This is a genomic window from Dyadobacter sp. (genome assembly GCF_051859145.1).
Lineage (GTDB): Bacteria > Bacteroidota > Bacteroidia > Cytophagales > Spirosomataceae > Dyadobacter.
Genome location: NZ_JBHYGF010000112.1, coordinates 26,713 through 49,176 on the forward strand (window position 1 = coordinate 26,713; position 22,464 = coordinate 49,176).

Annotated in this window: 20 protein-coding genes; 13 read left to right on the forward strand and 7 right to left on the reverse strand. The window is 46.0% G+C overall.

The genetic code is table 11. The annotated features are described in order from the left end of the window. Positions 1-33 precede the first annotated feature (33 nt). From ACTIE6_RS08115 to ACTIE6_RS08140, 6 genes are all read left to right on the forward strand, one after another. The gene (locus tag ACTIE6_RS08115; protein WP_439556157.1) at positions 34-348 is read left to right on the forward strand and encodes a hypothetical protein; all 315 of its coding nucleotides are present in this window, start codon (positions 34-36) and stop codon (positions 346-348) included. Positions 349-605: 257 nt separating this feature from the next. Then, positions 606-1,190 carry a GNAT family N-acetyltransferase gene (locus ACTIE6_RS08120; RefSeq protein ID WP_138484493.1) on the forward strand — a complete coding sequence of 195 codons (585 nt, stop codon included), beginning with the start codon at positions 606-608 and terminating at the stop codon, positions 1,188-1,190. Further along, the gene (locus ACTIE6_RS08125) at positions 1,177-2,190 is read left to right on the forward strand and encodes a helix-turn-helix transcriptional regulator (protein WP_439556158.1); all 1,014 of its coding nucleotides are present in this window, start codon (positions 1,177-1,179) and stop codon (positions 2,188-2,190) included. The genes ACTIE6_RS08120 and ACTIE6_RS08125 overlap by 14 nt, the downstream gene beginning before the upstream one ends. Before the next feature lie 191 nt (positions 2,191-2,381). Next, on the forward strand, positions 2,382-2,657 hold the full coding sequence (locus ACTIE6_RS08130; RefSeq protein ID WP_439556159.1) for a hypothetical protein: 276 nt from the start codon (positions 2,382-2,384) through the stop codon (positions 2,655-2,657). 391 nt (positions 2,658-3,048) lie between these two features. After that, on the forward strand, positions 3,049-3,606 hold the full coding sequence (locus tag ACTIE6_RS08135) for a hypothetical protein (RefSeq protein ID WP_138484497.1): 558 nt from the start codon (positions 3,049-3,051) through the stop codon (positions 3,604-3,606). A gap of 2 nt (positions 3,607-3,608) precedes the next feature. Further along, positions 3,609-3,980: a hypothetical protein gene (locus tag ACTIE6_RS08140; protein ID WP_439556160.1), complete on the forward strand. Its 372-nt coding sequence runs from the start codon at positions 3,609-3,611 to the stop codon at positions 3,978-3,980. A gap of 404 nt (positions 3,981-4,384) precedes the next feature. Here the strand turns inward: ACTIE6_RS08140 and ACTIE6_RS08145 are convergent, their stop codons facing one another. Next, positions 4,385-5,209 carry an XRE family transcriptional regulator gene (locus ACTIE6_RS08145; RefSeq protein ID WP_439556161.1) on the reverse strand — a complete coding sequence of 275 codons (825 nt, stop codon included), beginning with the start codon at positions 5,207-5,209 and terminating at the stop codon, positions 4,385-4,387. A gap of 70 nt (positions 5,210-5,279) precedes the next feature. Here ACTIE6_RS08145 and ACTIE6_RS08150 point away from each other — a divergent pair, with 70 nt between their 5' ends. Genes ACTIE6_RS08150 through ACTIE6_RS08165 form a run of 4 tightly spaced genes read left to right on the forward strand, consistent with a single transcriptional unit; the run spans position 5,280 to position 11,261 of the window. Further along, positions 5,280-6,017: an ImuA family protein gene (locus ACTIE6_RS08150; protein WP_439556162.1), complete on the forward strand. Its 738-nt coding sequence runs from the start codon at positions 5,280-5,282 to the stop codon at positions 6,015-6,017. Between the two features lie 2 nt (positions 6,018-6,019). Further along, a complete protein-coding gene (locus ACTIE6_RS08155; RefSeq protein WP_439556163.1) occupies positions 6,020-7,519 on the forward strand; it encodes a Y-family DNA polymerase in 1,500 nt (499 codons plus the stop codon). A 19-nt stretch (positions 7,520-7,538) separates the two neighbouring features. Then, positions 7,539-10,772, forward strand: a complete 3,234-nt coding sequence (locus ACTIE6_RS08160) for an error-prone DNA polymerase (RefSeq protein ID WP_439556164.1) — start codon at positions 7,539-7,541, stop codon at positions 10,770-10,772. 12 nt (positions 10,773-10,784) lie between these two features. Beyond that, positions 10,785-11,261 (forward strand): hypothetical protein, encoded by a 477-nt coding sequence (locus ACTIE6_RS08165; protein ID WP_439556165.1) that lies wholly within the window; start codon positions 10,785-10,787, stop codon positions 11,259-11,261. Between the two features lie 419 nt (positions 11,262-11,680). On the opposite strand, the gene lgt is transcribed toward ACTIE6_RS08165, so the two are convergent. The 6 genes from lgt to ACTIE6_RS08195 form a co-directional block, all read right to left on the reverse strand. Continuing rightward, positions 11,681-12,508, reverse strand: coding sequence for a prolipoprotein diacylglyceryl transferase (lgt, locus tag ACTIE6_RS08170; RefSeq protein ID WP_439556166.1), 828 nt, complete (start codon positions 12,506-12,508; stop codon positions 11,681-11,683). Positions 12,509-12,664: 156 nt separating this feature from the next. Beyond that, positions 12,665-12,868 (reverse strand): RNA polymerase sigma factor, encoded by a 204-nt coding sequence (locus ACTIE6_RS08175; protein ID WP_439556167.1) that lies wholly within the window; start codon positions 12,866-12,868, stop codon positions 12,665-12,667. Further along, positions 12,865-13,158 carry a sigma-70 family RNA polymerase sigma factor gene (locus ACTIE6_RS08180; protein ID WP_439556168.1) on the reverse strand — a complete coding sequence of 98 codons (294 nt, stop codon included), beginning with the start codon at positions 13,156-13,158 and terminating at the stop codon, positions 12,865-12,867. The genes ACTIE6_RS08175 and ACTIE6_RS08180 overlap by 4 nt, the downstream gene beginning before the upstream one ends. Positions 13,159-13,384: 226 nt before the next feature. Next, positions 13,385-14,125, reverse strand: coding sequence for a hypothetical protein (locus ACTIE6_RS08185; RefSeq protein WP_439556169.1), 741 nt, complete (start codon positions 14,123-14,125; stop codon positions 13,385-13,387). A 100-nt stretch (positions 14,126-14,225) separates the two neighbouring features. After that, positions 14,226-15,599, reverse strand: a complete 1,374-nt coding sequence (locus ACTIE6_RS08190; protein WP_439556170.1) for a sensor histidine kinase — start codon at positions 15,597-15,599, stop codon at positions 14,226-14,228. Continuing rightward, positions 15,596-16,273 (reverse strand): response regulator transcription factor, encoded by a 678-nt coding sequence (locus ACTIE6_RS08195; RefSeq protein WP_026630118.1) that lies wholly within the window; start codon positions 16,271-16,273, stop codon positions 15,596-15,598. The genes ACTIE6_RS08190 and ACTIE6_RS08195 overlap by 4 nt, the downstream gene beginning before the upstream one ends. A gap of 184 nt (positions 16,274-16,457) precedes the next feature. On the opposite strand from ACTIE6_RS08195, the gene ACTIE6_RS08200 reads away from it, so the two are divergent. From ACTIE6_RS08200 to ACTIE6_RS08210, 3 genes are read left to right on the forward strand one after another with little or no spacing between them, the layout of a single operon-like run. Further along, positions 16,458-17,837: a TolC family protein gene (locus ACTIE6_RS08200; RefSeq protein ID WP_439556171.1), complete on the forward strand. Its 1,380-nt coding sequence runs from the start codon at positions 16,458-16,460 to the stop codon at positions 17,835-17,837. A gap of 12 nt (positions 17,838-17,849) precedes the next feature. Next, positions 17,850-21,047 carry an efflux RND transporter permease subunit gene (locus tag ACTIE6_RS08205; protein ID WP_439556172.1) on the forward strand — a complete coding sequence of 1,066 codons (3,198 nt, stop codon included), beginning with the start codon at positions 17,850-17,852 and terminating at the stop codon, positions 21,045-21,047. Beyond that, positions 21,028-22,128, forward strand: a complete 1,101-nt coding sequence (locus ACTIE6_RS08210) for an efflux RND transporter periplasmic adaptor subunit (RefSeq protein WP_439556173.1) — start codon at positions 21,028-21,030, stop codon at positions 22,126-22,128. Before ACTIE6_RS08205 ends, ACTIE6_RS08210 begins: the two co-directional genes overlap by 20 nt. Positions 22,129-22,464: the final 336 nt, after the last annotated feature.

Sequence of the window (22,464 nt, forward strand, 5' to 3'; positions counted from 1 at the left end):
TGACAGGCCGCTTTAATATACCTCTTATAGTTTATGTCTAAAGAATTCAAAACGATCGTTGTTGAGCATCTTGACAAAGAAGAAAACGAAGATGTTGTCAATATCTTGAATCAAATCATTGATCAGGGAATAGTTGGTAGTGGGAGTAAAGCCTTTATGTATGCTGTTCGCCAATATCCAAATAACACTCAGGTTATAGCAAGTCTCAAATTGTCTCTTGAACGGGTTAAGACCGAGTTAGAAGACTATCGACGAAATGCTAGAAGATTGAAAGAGGTTATTTCGTTCGTTTCTAGCCTTGATAGCCACGATTCCGATAGTCTATCACACCGCTTCAATGAGCTCTGAATAAGTGACAGGCTGTCACTTTAACGACAAATTTTTCCTAGTGGGAAAATTAAAATCTCATTCCTTGTTGCCTGTAAAAAGGGCTGACCAGTACGTTGGCTTTCTTTAAGTGGCTCACTTTTTTACACTGTGAGTTGCTATTTTAAATAGGCCTATTAAGCGAGAAAAAAGGAAGATTTGTGGCTTTTTTTTCGTTTTTCCGTTAAAATGCGTCTTTAGACCTATATCATTATTTGAGAATTTAACATTTATAAATTATGAAATTAGCGAAGCGTAGTGACAAGGATCTCATTGTAAAAATACTAACTGACTCATTTCAAGACAATAAGAGTATCAATTACCTTATTCCGAATGATTCAAAACGTTTGAGCAGAATTTCAGAGCTAATGGCGTACTCATTCGAGGTGTGTATGGCAAGTGGTAAAGTACTTCTCTCCGATGATGAACAAGCATGCGCATTGGTTTCAGCTCCTGAAAAAAAGAAAACGACACTTTCTGGACTATTAAATGAAGTTCGGCTGGTCCTTTTTGGGATCGGATTAAAAAATGCTCTCAAAGCTATGAAAAGAGAAAAAGCAATTTCTGCTAATTACCCAGACAGACCGATTTACTACTTGTGGTTCATAGGCGTAAAACCGCAAGCGCAGTCCAAGGGAGTAGGAGGAAAGCTATTAACGGAGATTATTGAAGATTCCAAAATTGAACACCGTCCAATTTTCTTGGAAACATCTACAGTAAAGAATATTCCTTGGTATGAAAGGTACGGACTGAAAATCTACAAAGAGCTAGATTTTGGATATACACTATATTTAATCAGTAATAAGACAAATGACAATATCTAATACAGATATGCATGTGGTAACTGCAATCTTTATAGTTTTTGAAATTATAATGTTGTTGTTCCAGTTGCCTTTATATCTGGCGAAAAGAGAAAAGATGCGGAAGTATTATTTAATACTCCTCATATTATTGATAGTTAAAAATGTTGCAATGGGTTTCTTTCCAGACCCAAGAATAAATTTTATTCCCATTGGCGTTCAATACATATTAACGTACGGGGCTGGGTTTATTATGGCTTCATATTTTCCGTTTTATTTTTATAAAGCGTATGACATCAGTGAGTTAAAATGGCATGCAACAAGAGGAATTTACTTCTTTTTGCATCTTCCGTTTTTGTTGGTAGCCGGGGTAACATACTTATTGAATAAGAATATTGATCAGGCCATTGATAATGGCCTGATCATACCCGCAATTTATGGGATCATATTAGGGTACGTTCTGTTTAGGTCTATCCGCGAGAAGTACAAAAATGTAGAAAGGAAGGATTACCTACAAATCATCGGAGTTTACTTTGCAGTGATACCTTATGCAACCCTTGCCTTTCTTGCATACTTTCGAATTGAGCAGGTGAACGAAGCATTATTAACCAATGGTGGGTTTGCTATCATTACACTTTTATTTGTGAGGCAGTCAATTCGTGATGTACGAACCGATCTCGAAAGATTAAAAGAAATCGACAAAGCTGAGGAAGCATTGCCTGCTGTGTCATTGGAAGAAAATAAAGCTGTGGTTATGCCGCTGGAATTTGCATACGAAGAAGAAGCGGTCATAGTTAATGATTCGTATGATCCAGGGATGAGATTAGAAATGAATATGAATGAATTTGGTCTTACTACTAAGGAGAAGGAAGTCGTTAGGCTTTTAAAATTGGGCTATACTAACGAAGAGATAGGAAATTCACTGAATATTCAGGTGGGTACAGTCAAGAAACATTTAGAAAATACCTTCAGAAAGGTACTTGTTAAAAACAGACTTGAGTTGATCCATAAATTAGAGAATTAGACACAAAACTGTACTTTTTTCATCCATTTCGGTATTTGTCTTATATGGTACGTCTTAAGACGTACCATTTTTGTTTAAAAATATTTCAAAAAAAAATATCAAATTAGACTTTTTTCGTATTGTCACAGAAGAAGTTTTCTACCAATTTTGACGAAGTACTTTCAGCCACCAATATTTCCTACTTTACTCTTATGGAACCTGCAATTCAAAATGCAACGAAACATTTTCGGTCCTTGAACTGTGTAAATACAATTGAAAATGATCAAATCTCAATCCCTTCTTATTCTGTTGAAAGCATATTATTAAAGTTTGGCAGCGATGCTTTTGAACCTAATATTTTAAATAGTAGGGGATCCAGTTTAGAGCTTGTTCCTAAAATGAGACTTTATTTTACGACCAAGGAATGGTTCGGATTAGATTTTGATTATCGACTTTTTATTATGAAAGCTTTTTACGACAACCTTTAATTGCTGAACCAAGTATCGAAGCAGCTTGGTTTGTATGCACATTTTCTATTTTCACCATATATCATAGAGCCGAACTGTATTATTACAATTTAGGCGAACCACCTACATCCTCTAAATACATCAGGAAATTTGTAAGTTAAATTATGAAATATTAGATTTACATTTTATAATTTAACTTACTTTTTTATGCGATCCCCTTATAAGACGACAAATTGTTTTGTGGTAAGATATATTACGAAATTGCAAGCCTGTGGAGAAGCTTTTCCCCAACTACTCTCACCTTGATACAAAATACAGATCCTAAAATCTGCATTACCCTTACGAAACGTATAATGGATATAGTTACTCAGTTTGCTGCAGTTAATATTGAGTCACAAAAAATTAGATAGCCATGTTACTATCATCTAAAATTATTTTACTTGTGGTCGTCATGCTTTTCATCATTATTCAGATGAGAAAGAATGATTTTCCTGATGAGATAAGGTCTAACCTTCAAGATTTGCTTCGGATTGCGAATAGAAATGGTATTCAAATTCAGGAGCTTGGCAAGGCGGTGGACTTGCTGCGTAAGGATTTTGCCTACAGCACCATGCATCTGGAAGATTTTAATGAGGAATACAAGCGATTTTTAAAGCATTTGAATACATACTACAAAGAATCCGCTAAGAGCCAACAAGTTAGCGAGCAGATACAAACCGATATTGAAACGTTAAGTAGCCTGTTGAAGAATATGGATTTGACAAGAGAAAATTTACAAGGTATAACCAACTCTCATGAGAAAAGCATTGGTCAACTTGTTTCTGGTGCAGAATCTAATCTTAATGAAAGTATTGAGAGGGCTGAAAAATCCATGATCCGGATTCTAACTACTATAAAAGAGAATGCGAGATTGAATGTCAAGAACCATTACACACTTGAAGAATTTGAGCGCGACTTAAACGGAAATTAAATATGAAAACCATTTTGTATTCACTTATGCTGCTAGCCCTAGCCTTTGTATTAGTAACTGAGCTGTTAAATTCTAAGACTTCGGTTAAACCAATACCCATTGGGCAAATGATTAGCAATGTGCCACTTTCTATTGTTAAATCAGATAGTGTAAAGGCGGCTATTTTAGAAAAAATCCACATTCCTAAAACAAAACTTAGTGATGAGCAGTTTCTATTGATTTATAAAAATGTTGATGGTGAAGTTTGGAAGATAGAGAACTCGCTACCCTTTTGGGGTGCGGGAGAAAAAAATGATTCTGTATGGGTATATTTTTCTAACGTTAACAGGAAGGATGGTTATGTTTCATACTCAGACGTAAAACCGATGAAGTAGACATGAATACTCAAATCACTCACGGAGAACAGTTTTTAGCCTTCTCCGCTATCCGAAATCATTACAATGGCATCATTATTCTAAGTGTAAAAGATTTATTTACATGTAACAGAATTTGCGATTTGTACGCTGCAAACAAGAAAGTGCCGGATGACCTGTATCATGAATTTAAAGCGATCGTTACAGAACAGAAAGTCAACTAGGCTTAAGAGTATGATATGACATGTTAGAAATCTACTTGCATATCGTGAGAGTTGGCTTATCAAAGCAGAGGCTGCTTTCCATAGATTAATTTTTGAATGTTAGATATGATACCGAAATTCGGTTGTCGGGAATACTACATGTAAGTTCACGGGGCAAATGAGGCTGCTTCAAATTGATAGGGCCATATTCACTTATGACTTTCATAAAGAGCTTCCAACTTTTTCTTCCACAACCTTCATTCGCTCCAATATTTCGTTGACTGTCTGGGCAATGTGGTGCATTTGTGAAACAGGCTCTGGCAGGTCTTTGGACTGATAGCTATGGTATTTCCAGATTTCCAACACGTCACTGGCCACAACCTGATAAGGTTCATACAATGGGTTGAGTGATTCTAAAAGCACTGTTTTATTAACCGGATCAACAGTGAGCCTTTTGAAGACAAAATCCTGCTCCCCGCGCAGCATGGCAATGCATAGTGTGCCTGGTTTTAACTGTGTCCAGTCTTCCACAAACTTACAAATCACATCAGATCCTTCCGGAAGTGGCAGCATGGAATCACCAATCGTAGGAAACATCCGGAAGGTGCCGCCAGCAGGAAGGTTAGGCATAGAAAACTTGGGTAGCTTGGCAATGAAGTCTGGGTCAGCATACCCATGACGATAGCCCGCCTTGGCCTTGATGGGTACATACTCGACATTTTCTTTACTTGTCTGATCAGTTGAAATAGCCAGGACCCGCAAATTGCTGCCGGTAATGTAAACATCACTTCCCGACTCCAATTCTCGAAGCTTCAACTCTGAGAGTTTCGTAAGGTCAACCCGGAAAAGCGTGTCAATGCTAATATGAAAGAAATCTGAAAATTTCATTAGGTCAGCTGCGGTCGGGTTTTCTGTCCTTCCTGCTTCAAGGGAAGCCAGTTTAACACGGGTTAAACCAAGCTTTTGTGAAAAATCTTCCTGGGTCAACCGCTTGCGGTCACGCAGGAAACGGATGTTAGTGTGAAAAAAAAGTTTTGCGCTTGTCATGGCATAATGTTATTATTGAAATCACAACTTTGTTATTAAAAATATCAAAGCTAATAATAAATGCTATGATATGGAAACTGCAACTGATAAGAATGAGCTGATAACCAGGCTGAGAGCTGAAATCCTTTCCTTGCAGGGCATGCGTGTGGCTTCACACCATAAACAGATGGGGACAGGATTGGGGCCAATCCAGGATGCCTTTCCCCAGGGGGCATTTCCAGTTGGGGCTATGCATGAATTTATCAGTACGGACCAGGGACAATCCGCAGCAACGAGCGGTTTTATGGCTGCGCTTGCAGGTTTCCTAATGAAGCAGGATGGTATCTGCCTTTGGGTCGGGATGCAAAGGACTGTTTTTCCACCAGCTTTAAGCTTCTTTGGGGTAGCACCGGAAAGGGTCATATTTATTGACGTCAAAAAGGAGCGTGACCTGCTCTGGATGATTGAGGAAGGGCTTCGTTGCCAGGCACTTTCAGCAGTAGTTGGCCAGGTACAGGAAATTGGGCTAACCGCATCCCGACGGCTTCAACTTGCCTGTGAGCAGAGTAGGGTGACCGGCCTTTTGCATAGGATAAATCCACGCAGTATGAATCCAGTTGCCGCCGTCTGCCGGTGGCAAATTAGCCCACTCCCGACAGAGGGGCAAAACGAGCTTCCAGGTGTCGGGCATCCCCGCTGGAATGTGCAGCTGCTAAAAATCCGCAACGGCCAGCCAGGCAGCTGGCAGGTAGAATGGCAAAATCAGAATTTGAAATCCATTATAACGCAGGATAGCCAGGATAAGGGCGAGCTGCTTCAAGTAGGGTAGGTATGGCGCGCTATGTATCCATATGGTTCCCTCATTTAACCACAGACCGGCTTGTGTTAAAACGGCCTGAGCTGGCAGGTACTCCTTTTGTTTTGGCTGCGCCCAGCCGCGGACGTGTTGTAGTGAAAGCCGCTAGCGCACAGGCCCGGGGCTGCGGGATCGTCGAAGGCATGGTTGTGGCAGATGCCCGTGCTGTTCTGCCCTCGTTGGAGGTGATCGAAGACGATGCAGAGCTGGCAGAAAAGCTTCTGAATGCACTTGCTAAATGGACGCTACGCTACACGCCACTTGCAGGGATTGATCTTGATGACGGTTTGATTTTAGATGCAACCGGCTGCACGCATTTATGGGATGGTGAGATGGCTTACCTGAAAGATATCGTCGCTCGCTTGAAAGGCAGTGGTTATGATGCGCGCGCGGCCATGGCAGATACGATAGCCACCGCGTGGGCTGTTTGCCGGTACGGTAAATCCGAGCGTATCGTTGCGCCTGGCGCGCAGCTTGATGCACTGCTGGCCTTACCGCCTATGGCGCTGCGCTTAGAGCAGATTGCCATCGAAAAGATGTATAAGCTTGGGTTTTATCAGATAAAAAGCTTTGTGTATATAGCGCCATCTGTGCTTAGACGGCGTTTTGGGCAGGCGCTTTTAGACCGGCTAGGGCAGGCGCTTGGCCATGTCCATGAAGCCTTCGAGCCAATCCAACCACCTGAGCCATTTACTGAGCGATTGCCTTGCCTGGAACCCATTCGCACCGCACCGGGCATCGAGATTGCCATGCAAAAGCTGCTGGAAATGCTGTGCAGCCGGCTTGTCAAAGAAGGGCAGGGGGTACGCAAAGCAGTACTGAAATGCTACCGGATTGACGGTGAAATGCGGCAGGTGGAGATTGGCACCAGCTTTGCCAGTTGCAGTGCAGGACACTTGTTCAAACTCTTTGAGTTAAAAATCCCAACCATTGAACCGGCATTGGGCATTGAGCTTTTTGTATTGGAGGCACCGATAGTAGAACCGCTTGGAGAGCAGCAAGACCAGCTCTTTAATTTAGGTGCGGCAAACAAATGGGTGGAAATTGCAGAGCTCCTTGACCGCCTTGTTGCAAGGGCGGGCCCTGACATCAGCCATCGCTACCTACCCGCCCAGCACTACTGGCCAGAGCGCTGCACCATTGAAGCGGCCACTTTAAAAGAGCAACCGCAGACTCCCTGGCGCATTGACCGGCCCCGGCCCGTGCATTTGCTACCAGAACCCCAGAGGGTAGAAGTCTCAGCCCCCGTTCCGGATTACCCGCCCATGCTTTTCCGCTATCAGGGAAAAGTCCACAAGATAAAAAGGGCAGACGGTCCCGAGCGAATTGAACAGGAATGGTGGATACAGGAAGGTTTGCACCGCGATTACTATACAGTCGAAGATGAAGCAGGGGCCAGGTTCTGGATATTCCGGCTCGGCCACTACCAGGATGATAACAAGCCCGAGTGGTTCATACACGGATATTTTGCATAAGTCTTAAACAAATCCAGGCATGGCTTATACCGAATTACAGGTAACGACAAATTTCAGTTTTCTCAGGGGTGGCTCACATCCTGAGGAACTGGTGGAGTATGCATGCGCAATTGGCTACAAGAAAATAGCCATCACCGACCGCAACACGTTGGCTGGGATCGTGCGCGCACATGCTGCGGCGCGTGAAAAGGATATTCAGATCATCCCTGCAGCGCGGCTTGATTTGATCGACGGCCCAAGCCTTCTTGCATACCCAACAGATAAGGGCGCTTACGGGCGCCTGTCGGGGCTTCTTTCAACGGGGAACCTGCGGACCGAGAAAGGCAAATGCGCACTTTTCCGAAGGGATGTATACGCGCATAGCGAAGGGATCATTTTCGTTGCTGTTGCACCCGATGAGCTCAATACAGATTTTGATTTTGAACCTGGCTTTGAAAGGGCCCTTAAAGATTATCGGGATGCCCTGGGTGATCAGCTTTACATTTCGGCCAGCCGGGGTTACCTGGGCAATGATGCCAAAAAGCTTTACCGCCTTTCACAAATCGCTGACCGGCTTGGTATCCCGCTTGTAGCCACTAACGATGTGCACTATCACCATCCCGAGCGGCGGCAGTTACAGGATATTTTGACCTGTATCCGTGAAAAGTGTACGATCTATGACGCTGGCTTTTTGCTGCACCAAAATGCTGAGCGGTACCTAAAACCAGAGAAAGAGATGTTGCGCCTGTTCAGGGCATATCCCGATGCAGTACGCCGCAGCCAGCAGATTGCTGATGCCTGCCAGTTTACGCTTGATAGTTTGAAATACGTATATCCGGAAGAGATCACCAGTGAAGGCCGAAGCCCACAAGAAGAACTCACCTATCTGGCATGGAAAGGTGCCAGGGATTTCTACGGTGATCCACTGCCCGAAAAAGTAATAAATGCCATTAACCATGAAATGAAATTTATTGAAGAGATGGATTATGCGGCCTATTTTTTGACTGTATATGATATTGTGCGGTTTGCGCGGCAGAAAGGTATATTATGCCAGGGGCGGGGCTCGGCTGCCAATTCGACGGTCTGTTTCTGTTTGGGCATTACCAGTGTTGATCCGACCAAATTTGATTTGTTGTTTGAGCGGTTTATATCATCGGCGCGGAATGAGCCCCCCGATATCGACGTAGACTTTGAGCATGAGCGGCGTGAAGAAGTCATCCAGTACATTTATGAAAAGTATGGACGGGACCGGTCTGCAATCGTCGCCACTGTGACCCAGCAGCACCAGAAAGGGGCAATCCGTGATGTGGCCAAAGCGATGGGCATGTCTGTCGATGCAATCAACCGGCTATCTGGCTCTATCTGGGAGTTTACTGACGAGTGGTTTGAAGGCAAGCGGATAACCGAGCAGGGATTTAATGCAGATGATCCACATCTTGTCAAGGTGCTGGACTTAACGCATCAGTTTATGGGTTTTCCCCGCCAGCTGGGCCAACATACGGGCGGCTTTGTGATCACCCAAGGAAAGATCACAGATCTTTGCCCGATCCTAAACGCTCGAATGCCGGGCCGCACCAACATTGAATGGAACAAGGACGATATCGATACGCTTGGTTTTCTGAAGATTGATGTCTTGGCGCTGGGGATGCTGACCTGTATCCGGAAAGCGTTTGATTTGGCCAAGGAGCATTACGGCCTTTCCCTGACGCTGGCCAATGTGCCGCAGGATGATCCGGTGGTGTATGATATGATCGGTCACGCAGACACGATTGGCGTGTTCCAGATCGAAAGCCGCGCGCAGCAGTCGATGCTACCACGCATGAAGCCCAAACATTTTTATGACCTGGTCATCGAGGTCGCCATTGTTAGGCCAGGGCCCATTCAGGGGGATATGGTGCACCCGTATTTGCGACGCCGGAATGGTGAAGAAGCCGTCGAGTATCCTTCCAAAGAGCTGGAAGCAATCCTGGGCCGAACGCTGGGCGTACCGCTCTTTCAGGAGCAAGCCATGAAAATCGCCATTGTCGCCGCAGGTTTTACGCCGGCAGAAGCCGACAAGCTGCGCAGGAGCATGGCAACCTTTAAACTATCCGGGATGGTTTCGCAATTTGAAAAGAAGCTGATTGATGGCATGACGTCGCGCGGATACTCGGAAGATTACGCGAAAAGGATTTTCCGGCAGCTGGAAGGCTTTGGAAGCTATGGGTTTCCTGAAAGCCATGCAGCCAGTTTTGCCCTTTTGGTATATGTGTCTTGCTGGCTCAAATGCTATTATCCTGATGTCTTTGCGGCTGCGCTGCTTAACAGCATGCCCATGGGTTTTTACCAGCCTGCCCAGATCATCATTGATGCCCGAAAGCATGGGGTTGTCGTAAAGCCGGTTGATGTGAATTTGTCTTATTGGGACAATATGTTGGAACCAGCCGAAGGGAAATATAAGGTGATTAGGCTGGGTTTCCGGCAGGTAAAAGGAATCAGGCAAGATGAAATGGAACTGCTTGTTGCCGCGAGATCTCAGCCTTATGCATCCATCCACCTGGTGCGCGACGCAGGTGTCTCGCAAAGTGCCATTGAAAAGCTTGCTGATGCGGATGCATTCGGTACCATGGGGCTTGACCGCAGGCGGGCGATGTGGGAAGCGACTGCGCTTGCAGACCGGCCGTTTGGGCTTTTTACTGGTCAGCAGTCGCAAAGCGCATTTGAGCAGCCGGTCGAGCTTCCTAAGCTGACGCCTGCTGAGCATGTTGTCCAGGATTATGCTTCCACTTCACTTTCGCTTAAAGCGCATCCGGTAAGCTTCGTGCGGCAGCAGCTTGCCGCCAAACGCGTGGTTGCAACCCAGGATCTTTCCAGCCGCAAAGCGGGCACCATTGTCCGGGTAGCAGGCTTGGTGCTCGTCAGGCAGAGACCGGGGACAGCGGGCGGTGTTTGCTTCATCACCATCGAGGACGAGACCGGAGTTGCCAATTTGGTCGTCTTTCAACACCTTTTTGAAAAGTACCGCAAAGAGATTTTGCGCGCGCGCCTTTTGATGGTCGAAGGCAAGTTGCAGATCGAAGGTGAAGTAGTCCATGTGATAGTTCGCCACTGCTATGATATGTCCCCACTACTTCGCGAACTGAATGTGGGCAGTGGCGCGGACCCGGAGGTTCAAACACTTTCACGTGCAGATGAAAAAGATGAATACGCATCTGCGGCAGTAAACAAAAAAACGCAGGTAAGAAAGAAAGACGTCCAAATGGAAATCTTCCCATCGGGGCGGAATTTCAAATAAACAGACCAGTGTATGACTGCATCCTATAACCCATTTTTAGTACTAGACATGCCTTATCTCAAAGCGCTGCTTAGTAGCGGAAAATACTTTATCGTCCTACAACGCTTTAATTGGCCTGGCTTGCCAGAAGGCCAGGCTTTTATAGCGACTCCTTATCAAGATCAGAAGGCCGCGCAAAAACACGCAACGAAGCTGACTGCCCAGGAAGGGCGAATGCTGGACGTGCGTACTGAGCATGATAAGTTTAGCAAGCTCTTCAATGACCCTAGGTATGTTGTTTTTGTTAGCAAGTTTAAAGAAGGAGATTGGCAATCAAGAGTTATAAAGCACTACCAAAAGAATATTCACTCTTTTTTAACTGCTAACACTGGTATTGCGCCAGATGAAAAGACCAACATTGAGCTAACCTTTGAGGACGGGCACCTAATGGCCCATGTCATATCAAATGGGGAGCAGTATCGTTGGGAGGCTTGCAAGCTGATTGAGTAATATACAAGCAGCATCTAATTAAATTTCATGTAGCGATTTCGGTTGTCGAGAATGCTACATGTAAAGGCTGTCGGAGTTGTATAGACTCAGGATGCATTTAAGCTGCATAACAGAGCTGTATAATGGGGATAGTCAATAGAGTTGCATTGGTAGAACAATTTGGGTTGTCGCGAATACTACATGTAAGGTTTTAAGAAAGTCGACGGCTTCCTGGTAGCAGCTGACCCACGTTATTAACAAGTTGAAGTTGATATTGTCTCTTCGCATGCAAAAAGAGGACATTTTAGAGTGCGTAGAAACCGTGGTTAAAACGTACTGGAGCCCATTTTCCATTTTATGCGATTCTCTACTCAGGAGTGCCATAAGTGTACAGTTAATACAAGTAGGTATACATTAAATAGTACTTCGCAACTGCTTTATTACCTGTGGATAGGCTTGTTGAAACGGGCAGCAATAATAAGCAATCCAAGAAGAATGAATGGAATGCTAAGTATTTGACCCATATTAAGGACCATGTTATTTTCAAAAGCTTCCTGATTTTCCTTAAAAAACTCATCTATAAAGCGGAAGGAAAACAAGGTCGATATCATAATTCCAAATAGTACACCGTGTCCCCATTCAAGGCGCTTGCGGTGCCATAAATAAAACATAAGCCAGAATATCAAACCGCAATAAATTGCTTCGTATAATTGAGCTGGGTGTCTTGGAACGTTATCAATATTAGTGAATACAAATGCCCAAGGCATAGTGGATGGAGTTCCGATCATCTCCGAATTCATTAAATTCCCTAAACGTATAAATACCCCACATAACGGGACGAGAATGGCAATCCGGTCTAAAAGCCAAAGGAAATGCAGTTTTTTACGTCTGGCAAAAATGAAAGCCGCAATGATCAGACCTACACCACCTCCATGGCTGGCTAGTCCTGCAAGACCAGTAAAATGGAATGAAGGTGTTAACGAGACAGGTAATATCTCGATTGGATGCTGCCAGTAATATAAGGGCTCATAAAATAAAATATGTCCTAACCGAGCGCCAACCAAGGTTCCGATAATTAAAAACAGGGTAAGTTCATCGATTTCGGTACGTGGACGCTTCTCAATTTTGAAGATACGGCCTGCAACCAAGATGCTCAGGGAGATGCCAATTGCCCAGAAAACACCATACCAACGCGGTACACTTGCCCAAGAGAATACTTCGGGGTCAGCATCCCAGATTATGTAACTTAACATCAGCAGGTTTGACAAAAGATGAGCAAGAATAGAAAAAACGATGCGTTATAAAGAAGCCCTCGAACGTTTTGTTGTTTGCTAAGATCTGGGAGTATTGCACACAGAATTTCTTCTTCTGAAATGAGCTGATCTTGAAAATCTATCTTTTGTTGCTCCCAAGCACGTTTTAACCTACTGTTGTTCATTGTGATAACGGTCTTTAAGTTTTTGTTTTACGCGGTTCAACCTTGTGCTTACATTAGTTGCAGTTAGATCAAGTATGCCAGCAATTTCCTTATTGGAATATCCTTCGACCGAAAGAATGATAATAGCCCTGTCACAATCACCGAGAGTACTAACCAACCAGAAAAATTCCTGGGTAAAATCTCCCGTCAAGTCAGCGCCGGAAGAAATATGATCAAGATGCAGTTGTGATAATGGTTCATTTGCATCCAGGTGTGAGCCTTTTTCCTCTTGGCTAAAATGGTATTAAGAGCAACCTTATAAATCCAGGTACTGATCTTTGACTCTCCTCGAAACGTTGAAAAGGAACGCCACAGCTGTAAAACCACATCTTGCCTGGCATCTTTAAAATCATCAGATTTGGGAAAATATGTCTTGCAGATACCGTTAATAATACCGGTATGATCCTGAACGGTTCTGATAAAATCTTTTTCAAGGGACATAGATGCTGCGTCTTCAATGCTGTTTTAACTATTAGTAAGCTTATTCAAAAGAATTGTCACAGATTTGCCATTTTTATTAAACTAATTTTTCTCTTTGGATGCGCATCAATTGTAGCCAGCATGAAACCATAACAATACAACATTGTGAAAGAGTTGGATTTAGCTTGTATCGGCCTGGAAGTTAAAAAGCGAAAATGGTGTGTTACGCCTAGTGGTAAGCAGCACACTATCTGACTGACAACCTACGCCTTTTTATAAGCTTGAAAGTGGGCGAGCTTGCGCCGAAAATAAACCGGCTTCTATTGCAAATAGCCTCGCACCGCGCTGCAATCCGATCAAAAATTTCAAGCCTTTCAGTGTTGAGTACATGCAGTTTGCTGGCAAGCAGGATTATCTCTGCTTTAAACATTTCCATTTCAGAAATCAGCAGGTAACAATGGGGGAGTGAAAACTGCTGATTTTTCCCCGAAAATATATACGTATCAAGCTGAGCAACCATCTCTTTGAAAACATCCAGTATCACTTGATTACTGTCAAAGTAATCTTGCATGTCCTGATTGTGGGATGGCCTGGAAAAATCATGAGGTGCATTCAGCCGATTTTGTGCGTAGATTTTACGGTAAAGGGCACTAATTTGTTTGCGCTGGGCACTATCGATTGTAAGGTCACTGATTACACACTGGTTTATCCACTGCGCAGTTCGCTTAACACTTTGGCCTGCACCTTTGATAAGCGATTTTCGCTCGGCAGCTGCCTTGAAATATTTTTCAAACACCTTAAAATATTGGGTATTAACTCGTGAGTAGGCTTCAAGCGCCTTTTGTAATCCATCCGTAGCATCCATCTCGCGCTTTGGCACGTAGATTTGGGATGCGTTTACTATTTCGAGAATAGAGCAAGCATACTTAATACGCTGAGCGAGCGATTTTTCAAATGGCGTTTTGACAATCAGTAAAGTTTCAGTCATTCCTATTAACTGGGACAAGAGGGTACAATGCGCCATTATTGTCGACGCAAATCAGAGTTAAAAGCTTATTTTAAAGATATATTAGCAGGCAAGCAGCGCGCTAATCTGCTAGCGGTAGGGCTGGTAACCGAATGGAAACGGCAGTGCCCTTGTCTTTCATGGATTTTACACTAAGGTGCCCTTTGTGTATGTCGATAATCTTCTTTGCAATGGTGAGCCCTAAACCAAAGCCCGGCACATTTCCCACATTACCAGCCCGCATCATAGGTAAAAACACATCATCGAGCTCAGCGCCCGGGATACCGATGCCCAGATCAGTGACGGTGATTGTTACCCATGAAGGTTCCAGGTCTACTTTTAGCTCGACTGGCTCTTGCCCGGAGTATTTACTTGCGTTATCCAGGATATTGGTCAGAACGGTACGCAGTAGCGTCGCATTCCCTAAAATCCTTAGATGAGAACTTTGCTGGGTAAAGGTATCTGTCAGAACGAGGTCAATTTGCTGGTCTGGGCGCTTCTCACCAAAGTATGTGATAGTATCCAGCACCGTGTCTACGATGTTAATGTCTTCGCGGACCCTGGCCGACTGCAAACCTTCCACTTCTGCAAGGTGTAGCAGCGAATTGGCAAGCTCGATAGCGCCTTCCAATCTGATCAAAGCCTTTTCCATGCTTTGCTGGACGTCAACCAGCTGCTTGTCATAGGCGAGCGAGGTTTCCAAAATCCCCTTTACCACAGTCAATGGCGTGCGGATCTCATGGGATGCATAGGAAACAAAGTGCTCCTGGCTGATGGCCAGACCCTGTAACCGGCTTAGCAGCTCGTTAAAGGAGTTTGCAAGATAGGCCGCTTCATCGGTGCCTTTGCGGCCCTGCAACCGGAATGAAAAGTCGCTCACTGCGGCTGGATCCATCTGAGCGATTAGCTCATCGAAGGGCAGCATTGCGCGGCGCGCAAAGAAAAAACCAGCAAAAGCGACAATTACCAGCAAAATAACATTGCCGCTGGCCAGAATAAAAAAAAGGCTCTCACTTGCCTGTATCCCGGTAAGATCATGTGCCGTGACAACCGAGACGTAACGCTTACCGTCCACATTAAAAGACAAGGCAATACCTTCTTTTAGTCTTTTCAAAGGCCGGGACTTATAATTGAAATAAACTTCCTGCTGCCGGGCTTCTCTAAGCAATTTTGGTGTAAGCTTATAATCACTTGTTCCCGAAGATTGATAGATAATTTTGTTGCTACTATCTAGCAAAAATTCATGTTGGTCGGGAAGGGTCAGGTAGCTGGAACGGTGAAATTCAAGCCTGTTTTCAAAATAGAGCTGTCCGGCCAGTGCCCTTCGTTGCAACCGGCTATGCATCAGTGACTGCCGGTAGGATTCATACGCCTGGTAAATAAAGATTGAAAAGACTAGCAGTAGCGCCGCCACCAGCAGGCCAAAAACAATCGTAATACGTTGCTTGATGCTCATGGCTCAGGACCCATCAGGTAGCCAACCCCAAATACGGTATGCAGCAGCCGCGGTTCAGACTTGTCGATCTTACGGCGCAAATAATTGACATACACATCAACCACATTGGTATTGGTATTAAAATGCACATCCCAGACATTTTCGAGTAGGTCTACCCGGTTGATGACCTTGCCCTGGTTGAGCATAAAGTATTCCAATAACGCATATTCCCTGGCAGTCAACTCGACCCTTTCACCGGCGCGCCATACCCGATGTGAATCGGTTTCTACTTCCAGGTCAAGTAGTTGCAGCCGCTTAGGCCTGGGAGCGCGGGAAGGGTGGCGTCTTGCTAGGGCTTTCAAACGGAAAAGCAGCTCTTTGAATGCAAAAGGCTTTGCCAGATAATCGTCAGCGCCTGCTTCAAAACCCAGTACTTTGTTATCAAGGCTTCCCAGCGCGGTAAGCATGATCACTGGCACGGCCGGCCAGTTTTGCTTGATGAACCTACAAAGGTCATAGCCGTTCAGACCAGGCAGATTAACATCGAGAACAACAACATCAAATTTGTTTTCATTGACCATGCTTCTTCCGATCACCCCGTCGAATGCCACCGCAACGGTCGCACCTTCTGATTGTAACCCTTTCTGAATGAACTGCGTAAGTTCCAGGTCATCTTCAACAACTAAGACATTCATGCTGGTATTTTCTGGCTATTTGATTGGGTAAAATTATGAATCGAGATTAGAATATCATTAAAAACTACCCCTTCTCACCAAATTCTAATAACCTTCTCACCACCCTCTAACCAGGTGCCCATTTAATTTGAAACAGTAAGATGTACCCCTAGTGCCAAAGAAGGTGCTGCACGATATTAAATCTATGAACCGCTGTCTATTCCTAACCTTTTTTCTAATCCTGATCTTTTACCGGCATCCACCTGCACTGGGGCAAACCCTGAGTTTGCAAGGGGCCGTCGAAGCCACCATTAACCATTATCCTACGCTTGCCGCGCAAAGGTCAGCCCTGGAAGCCTTCCGTGCCAACTTGCAGGTGCTACGCGATAACCGGCTGCCTAATGTCAAGTTGCATGACCAGGTTAATCTGGGTACCGCCAACGGGCTTTCCGGCTCGTACTTTTCGATGGGCCTTATCGTACCTACGTCTGGTGGACGAAGGCCGGAAAACGCATCGGACCTTGCTTCGGGCAATATCGCGCTGGCTTCTGCTGACTGGGAAATCTATAACTTTGGCCGCTTTGGGGCTGAAAATAAACTGGCCAATGCCGACATCGCAGTAGGCGAGTCGGGACTGGAACGTGAGCAGTTTGGACTTCGCCAGGTCGTTATTAAAACCTATCTGGATTTGGTATGGCTCAGGCAAAACCTCAAAATCGAGCAGCAGAACCTGGCCAGGGTTGATACGGTCAGGCGTATTATCAATAACCTTGTCCAAAACGGCATCCGGCCGGGACTGGATTCTTCACTGGCTTCTGTCGAGCTATCACGCGCCAAGCTGAGCTACTACCAGATGCAGGAAGAGTATCGTAGGGCCAATGTGCAGCTGGCTACTTTAACTGGCAGGCAAGTCAACGAACTGGAAATTGATACCACCTTTAACGCCGCTTTGCTGCTGGGTGAACCTGCACCCAGCACCGTGCTGACATCGCATCCACTGCTCAGGTACCAAAATAACCTGCTTACACGCCAGAATGCGGAGATAGACATGATCCGTAAATCGGCCCTGCCCAGGGTCACGTTGCTTACTGCCGTCTCAGCAAGAGGAACCAGCCTTGATATTGACAATAATTTCGGCCCAATCGGCCAGGGCTTTGGATATAGCCGTACTAATTTTTTAGTGGGACTCGCAGCCACTGTCAATCTTATTGATTTCAAAAGGGTCAAGACGCGCGCTATCCAGCAGCAGTGGCGTGTCCGCGAAGCGGCGAGCCTCTTGACTGTCGAGCAGGTGCAGCTGCAAAACACATTGACGATGGCAGACTCTGTGATGTCCTCCATCCGGCTTTCCTTGCGCGAGCTTCCTGTCACGGTAAGATCAGCTACCCTTGCCTACCAGCAGCGCATGTCCCTTTATAATAATGGGATTGAAAATATCCTGGGCATCACCGATGCTTTGCAGCTTCTCACCAGGGTAGAGCGGCAGGTGATCGACGTGCAGCGGCGGGCGGTTGCCGTCAGACTGGAAAAGGCCTATGCTACCAGTGATTTTGAACCATTTTTTGATCTTTTCAGGCGGCCATAACCCAGTATAAATATGCTATCAGCCTCATTAAAACGCCCTATATCAGTCATGGTACTCATTGCGGGGCTCGTTGTTTTCTCGGTTATGTCGGCTAGCCGGATACCGATCGATATTTTTCCACGGCTTAACTCACCGGTGATCTATGTGATCGAGCCCTATGGGGGTATGTCTCCCGCGCAGATGGAAGGTTTCTTTGCTACCCGCATGCAGGACCAGTTCCTGTACATTGGTGGTATCAAAGAAATTTCCAGCAAAAGCGTTCAGGGTCTTACTGTTGTCAAGCTAGCCTTCTATGAAGGCAGCGACATGGCCCAGGCTGCGGCCGAAGTCGCTATCCAGGTCAACCGGGCGATGAAGTTCTTTCCACCCGGCGCATTGCCGCCGCAGGTGGTTCGTTACGATGCTTCTTCGGTGCCGATCGGTGACTTGGTTTTCAGCAGCAAGACACGCTCGCTCAAAGAAATCCATGAACTGGCCGTTACCCGGATAAGGCCACTATTTTCAACTGTTCCCGGACTTACTGCGCCGCCACCGATCGGTACCAACTCTCGCACGATCGTTATCAATCTTGACCCGCAGAAAATCCGCAGCCTAAACATTTCGCCTGACGAAGTAGTGGAAGCCCTTGCTGCCAACAACGCTATGACCCCTTCTGGAAACATCCGGATTGGAAATACCTCTTATATCACCACGCTGAACTCGCTGGAAGACCAGGTATCAGATTTTGGCCAGATCCCGGTTACCACAGACGGTCACCGGACTGTATTCCTTCGTGATTTGGGAAATGTGGCCGATGCGTCGGATGTAACGGCAGGCTACGCGCTGGTCAATGGCAGCCGCTCCTCTTACATCCCTGTCGTGAAAACCGCTGACGCATCCACTTGGGATGTGGTGACAGCATTAAAAGCCAGGCTTCCCGAAATGCGCAGTCTGCTGCCCGACGACATTGAAGTTAACTACGAATTTGACCAATCTGTTTTTGTAATCAATTCAGTAAAGAGCCTGCTTTTTGAGGGAGGGCTAGGAGCTATCCTTACCGGCCTGATGGTGCTGCTATTTCTGGGCGACTGGCGCTCTTCGCTGATTGTAATCATTACGATCCCTGTCTCTATCGTCGCCGCTGTGCTGATGCTAAGCCTTGCAGGTCAAACGATCAACATCATGACTTTGTCGGGTTTGGCACTAGCCATCGGCGTTTTGGTGGACCAGGCCACGGTGACCATTGAAAACATCCATCAGCATATTGAAATGGGCAAGCCCCAGAAGCAGGCTATTTACGATGCCTGTAAGGAAGTCGCGCTACCACTGCTGCTGATCCTGCTTTGTATCATTGCTGTTTTTGCACCTTCTTTTATTATGTCGGGCGTTCCCAGGGCGATGTTCTTGCCGCTGTCGCTATCAATTGGTTTTGCCATGACGGTATCCTATTTCCTGGCTCAGAGCCTGGTGCCGATCCTTGCTAACTGGATGCTTAAAGAGCATGTGTATGAGAAATCCGCTGGTGCTGAGCCTAAGGTTACATTCTTTGATAGGATTCGAGGCGGTTTCATGCGACAGAACGAGCGTTTTGTTAAAAGCAACAAACTGGTTGTTGGGCTTTATCTGGTGCTCATTTTTGCACTGGCGGCAGCAGGATTCGTCTGGATTGGAAAAGACATGCTACCGCAGCTCAATTCCGGTCAAATGGTGATCCGCATGAAAACGCCTGACGGAACAAGGCTTGAACGGACCGAGGAAAAAGTGAGTGAATTGTTGGCATTGGTCAATGAAGCCTCTGATGACCACCTGGCAATTTCATCGGCTTACGTTGGCGTTGTGCCAACCAACTATGCGACCACAAATTTGTATGTAAGCACGAGTGGCCCCAATGACGCGGTGATCAAGGTAGGCCTTGATCCCGAATACAAAACCAATATGCAGGATTTGAAAGAAAGGATCCGAATGGCCGTAGCCGAGCGGATGCCAGAGATTACCTTATCATTCGAACCCGCCGATCTAACCGAAAAACTTATGAGCGGCGGGGCTTTCACGCCCATCGAGGTGCAGGTTGCCGGAAGGGATATGAAAGAAATTGAAGGCTATGCTAATAAGCTGGTCAAGGGCTTGTCGGAGCAAGACCATTTACGGGATGTGCGGATCATTCAGCCACTTAAATTTCCAGTCATCAACATAAAGCTCGACCGACAGAAACTGGCAACTATGGGACTGAGCTTACAGCAAACTGCGAGATCCATCACCGCTTCAACATCGTCCAGCCGTTATACGGAAAAGAATCAATGGCTCGATCAAAAGGCTGCATATACCTATCAGGTGCAGGTCCAGATCCCTGAATTTGCGATGCGAAACATGGCTCAGTTACAGGAAATTCCGCTGGTAGCAGGTCAGCCCAGACCAGTGCTTGCCGATGTAGCTACCTTCTCGGTCGATACACTTCCAGGAGAATACGCACGGATAGGGCCGCGGCGCTTTGTAACCGTTTCAGCCAACATCCATCACCAGGATCTGGGTAGTGCCACCCGATCAGTTGAAAAGGTAATCGCAGGGTTGGGAGCGGCACCAAAAGGCCTGGTAACAGAAGTGAAAGGGATGTCATCGCTATTAACAGAAACTTTGGACAGCTTGCAACTTGGACTGGGCATTGCAATTGTGGTGATCTTTTTGCTTTTGGCTGCCAACTATCAGTCATTTAAGTTGTCGCTGGTGATCCTTTCAACAGTGCCAGCCGTAATCGTGGGCTCAATTGCATTTCTGCTATTGACTGGCAGTACGCTAAACCTGCAATCTTACATGGGTATCATTATGTCAACGGGTATTTCCGTTGCCAATGCGATCCTGATCGTAACGAATGCCGAGCGGCTGCGATGGGAGTACCGCGACGTGCGCCGCGCTGCGTTAGAAAGTGCAGGCGCGCGTCTCCGGCCAGTGCTCATGACCAGCTTTGCGATGGTGGCCGGTATGGTGCCGATGGCATTGGGAACCGGGGAAGCCGGAGAGCAGGTTGCCCCGCTTGGCCGCGCGGTGATCGGCGGATTGATTGCTTCGACGCTGGCGGCACTTTACATCGTACCCCAGGTATATGTGTTTTTGCAAAATAAAACAGCTTATAAAGATCCATCCCTTTTACCCGTTGAAAACGCGCAGGCTAGCGCCCCAGATTTACATGTCAATGGCCATTCAGAACAACCTACTTATGAAAATCATAACATATAATTGTCTCGCTCTTACAATTGGGCTGACCGTGTTCAGCGCTTGCTCGTCCTCAGAGTCTGCCGAAACCAAAACACAGAAAAAAAGCGTAACCAAGCCAGCTGTAAAGCTTGGGATGGTGAGCTCTGCGAAAGTGGGCCAGCATGTTCAGCTGCCTGGCGAATTCATGGCTTTTCAGGAAGTGAGCATCTACCCAAAGGCGGACGGGTTCGTAGAAAAAGTGCTTGTAGACCGTGGAAGCAATGTCCGCAAAGGGCAGGTGTTGATGGTCTTGGAGGCTCCTGAAACCGAAGAGCAGTTGGTAGCAGCCCGCTCGAATTACCTAAAAGCAAAAGCCATGCTGGTGGCTAGTCACGAGCATTACAAAAGGCTAAAAGCCAGTGCTGGCATCCGTGGCTCTGTGTCAGCGCTGGACCTGGAAAGCGCCAATGCCAAGATGATGGCAGATAGTGCAGCGGCGATGGGGGAGCAGGCTAACTTTAATGCGCTTACCAAGATCAAATCTTATCTTACAGTGCGCGCGCCCTTCGATGGCGTCATTACGGAAAGGAATGTTCACCCTGGTGCGTTGGTTGGCTCCGGAGTGCGCCTGCAAGGGCCGATGCTGATGCTCCAGCAGCAAAACCGGCTTAGGTTGGTCGTAGATGTGCCTGAGACATATAGCGTTGGATTAAAGCAAGGAAAACAGGTCAGTTTCACAGTTAATGCAATGCCTGGCGAGCAATTCAAGGGTAAGGTCAGCCGCCGTTCAGGAAATATGAACCAAAAATTCCGCTCAGAGACTATTGAAATAGATGTGGCAAATGCCAAGGGGGAAATCAAGCCTGGTATGTTCGCCGAAGTTGTCTTCACTCCGGAAGGTACGCAGGGTGCTCTTACCGTGCCAGCAGAAGCGGTCGTCACATCGACAGAAGGGCAGTATGTGATTAAGGTTAATCAGGGAAAAGCCCAGTTTGTTGAAGTCCGTAAAGGCATGCAATCGGATGAGATGACAGAAGTTTTTGGCGCGCTCAGAGATGGGGACCAAATCATTGTCAATCCACGAAATGATATGAAAGATGGGGCGCAGGTTGCCATGAATTAGAGCGACGGAAATTTGAAGTTACTTGGATCTCTAACTTGTCATTACCATGATACTACTAGATCTATTATGCCTGCTTATTTTGGGTGTAGTGTGTTTTTGGGTTCATTATCTTTCTACTGTCCTTACTTCAAACAAGAGCAGAAATAAACGTAGACTGCGAGCAAAGCAGAAAAGGAAGATGTCTAAATCCCAGATTAAAAAGGAACTGGATAATTTACTGGTGCAATACAATCAGGGCAGTATTAGTGAGCAGCAATACTATGAAAGAGCCAACCCATTGATTGATAAATTATCTGATCTATATTCGGAAGTTGTATGGACTTATGAGGCACATAA